Consider the following 2,831-nt stretch of genomic DNA (forward strand, 5'->3'; position numbering starts at 1 on the left):
GCGATCGCCGGAGAGGGTATCGCTGCCATTGCCGCCAATGAGTAAGTCGTCGCCCCGACCGCCAAAGAGTTGATCGTTGCCGTCGCCGCCCAGGAGGGTATCGTTGTCGAGATCGCCGCGCAGGGTGTCGTTGCCGTCGCGCCCGTCGATGGTGTCGTTGCCCCGGCCGCCCGTCAGCACGTCGTTGCGATCGCCCCCGATGATGTTTGCGCCGCCGACCGAAAACCCCGGCAGCGGCCGCTTGTTAAACGAAAGAATCGTAAGGTTGTCGATTTCGTGGTTGTTGGTCAGCGCCCCCGTCGCCGCCGCAAAGCCAATTTTGAACGTCGCGGGGACGGGGCCATTGCCCGCCTGCACCACGTTGAATCGATCAACCACCACTTCGCCAGGATCGTTAAAGTCGCGATCGCCGTTCAGATCGACAAACACCGACAGCAGCCCGGCCGGCGACAGTTCAATCTGCACAGCCCGCCGCGCCTGGGTGCGATTCCCCCCCGGATTGTCTAGGCTGATGGGCAGCGTCCGACTGCCTGTAAGGTAGCGATAGTTATTTGCCTCACTGCCGCGCACCCCGACCGAATCTTGCAGCGGCGGCCGCCGTCCCCCCACGCGCCCTTCGGAGGCAATCGAGAAATTGCCCACCGCGTCGAACCCAATGCCTAAGTAACCACCGACCAGACCCGGCTCGGCGTTTCGCGGCGCGTAGCCCAAGGAGCCGCCAAACCCGCCGGACTGGGTCGGCGTGGCGTTGCCATCCACCAGAAAGAAGCTAATACCATCGCCGCCGCTGCCGCCATAGGCGTAGAGGTCAAAGCTGACGGAAAAGCCTGTGCCCGTGCTGATGGTTTGGGGAAACAGCACGAGAGAACCCTGGTTGGGCTGGGCAGCAGTGAGTTTGAGCAGCGTCATGATGGTGTTTGAAAAGTTTGCAACAAGATGGCTTTTCTGCCTGTCGGCTCAGAAAAGCATCCACCCAAAACTATCGACCCTTGGGTCAATGTAAAGTCTTCTACAGACTTTTATCTGGCTAGATTCTCAGGGATTTCCCGGTCTGTCTCGGCAGCTTTTTCGTAAAGATTTAATGAAGCCTCATAAAGTAGAGATGAATTGGAGGCACAGAGCGGAAAGAGCGATCGCCCATCTGCCCCAATTTTGGAGCCAGTTTTGGGGCGATCGCCCTCCCGTCAAGCCGAGTTTCAGGTGGTTACAGACGGCTACAAAACGTTTTGCACACTACTATGCCAACCGTGCGCTTCCCTCTTAAATAACTCTAGAAACGGTTCGACAGCGACTCGCAGAAATATTTGAAAAAGATTCAGCGGGCAAATGACTATCCAGCAATCAACCCAAAGACCACCAGATCAGGGAGCAATGTATGTCAGCAGATCGGCTTCGAGTTCTGTTGTTGATTGAGCAGTGCAATCCGGATCTACCGTCTGTGCCCAGCGTGGGGTATCAATATTTCAGGACAATTTGTGACCGAGTTGATGCGACATTAATCACTCACGAACGCAACCGAGATGCGCTGGAGCAAGTTGCGCCAGATCAGAAGGTTTTTTACATTTCCGAAAGCCGCTTGATGCGGCGATATTATCACCTGGTTGATCGTCTGACCGTGATCAACGGTCGGGTGAATTGGCCGCTGCATAACGCGCTGGCTTACTTGCTATACGAGGAATTTAATCATCGAGTTTATCGGCTGTTTCACACCGATGTCCGGCGGGGAAAATATGACCTAGTTCACGCCATCACGCCGATGATGCCGCGCTATCCGGTGAAGTTGGCGCAGGCTTGCGGACAAACGCCGTTTATTCTGGGTCCGGTGAATGGCGGCGTTCCTTTTCCCAGAGGGTTCAGCGCGATCGCCCGCCGGGAATTTTCGTACTTTAACTTTCTGCGGGGGCTGGGTCTGCTGCTGCCAGGATATCGAGCAACCTATCAAAAAGCCGATCGCGTTTTAGCCGGGTCATCCTATACCTTTGGGATGCTGCAAAAGCGGTTTCAATTGGGCGATCGCCTCCGATTGTTTTACGAAAATGGAATTCCGACGGAGTTCTTTGGGCGGGGTGCAAAACGAGAGAAGGGCGATCGCATCAACCTGCTATTCGTCGGTCGTTTGGTGCCCTACAAAGGCGCAGACATTTTGCTAGAAGCGCTGGCAAAGATTAAGCCCCTTGCATTATCGAAAACTCGGCTAACCATTGTGGGTGACGGAGCCGAGCGGGAATATTTAGAAGCGCTAGCGCAGCGGCTTGACCTGCAAGACATTGTAGAATTCGCAGGCTGGGTTCCTCATTCAGAAACACATCGCTACTACAGTCAGGCGGACATCTTCTGCTTTCCGTCGATTCGGGAATTTGGCGGAGCGGTGGTGCTGGAGGCGATGGCGGCGGGACTGCCCTGCATCGTTGCCGACAATGGCGGCATCGCCGAATACATGACCCCCAATACGGGCTTTACCCTTCCGCTGCATTCCCGCGAGCATCTGGTGTCTACGCTGGCAGAAAAAATTCAACGGCTAGTGGAAGACGAGGCGCTGCGATCGCACCTGTCGCAAGGGGCGATCGCCCATGCCCGCCAGTTTGAGTGGGAACACAAGGCAGAACAGATTGTGGCACTCTATCACGAAGTGCTGGCAGAACGTCGGGTGTTCTCGCCTGCGAAAGCGCTGATCTGAGCAGCATCAACGATCCCAGGGGCTGGGCTTATGTCGATTCTAGATTTTAGATTGGTGATTTTGGATTGCCCGTCACCCTTCCCTCTTCGTTCTTCGTTTTTCGTTCTTCCCTCTTCCCTCTTCGTTCTTCCCTCTTCCCTCTTCCTACACCGAC

Annotated in this window: 1 protein-coding gene and 1 pseudogene; one reads left to right on the forward strand and one right to left on the reverse strand. The window is 55.6% G+C overall.

Features of this window, described 5'->3' with window-relative positions:
• Positions 1 to 909 (reverse strand): annotated as a pseudogene (locus IGS51_RS18240) (hypothetical protein); the annotation flags it as partial.
• Positions 910 to 1,375: 466 nt separating this feature from the next.
• Between IGS51_RS18240 and IGS51_RS18245 the strand changes: the two are divergent.
• Entirely contained in the window at positions 1,376 to 2,677 is a 1,302-nt protein-coding gene (locus tag IGS51_RS18245) for a glycosyltransferase family 4 protein (protein WP_297080209.1), read from the forward strand.
• The last annotated feature ends 154 nt before the right edge of the window (positions 2,678 to 2,831 follow it).

Source organism: Thermoleptolyngbya sp. M55_K2018_002, assembly GCF_015295965.1.
Taxonomy (GTDB): Bacteria; Cyanobacteriota; Cyanobacteriia; order Elainellales; family Elainellaceae; genus Thermoleptolyngbya; species Thermoleptolyngbya sichuanensis.

What these genes read in the sequence shown, in the direction of transcription:
- IGS51_RS18245 (WP_297080209.1), top strand. Translation starts at nt 1,376, where the DNA reads ATGTCAGCAGATCGGCTTCGAGTTCTGTTGTTGATTGAGCAGTGCAAT.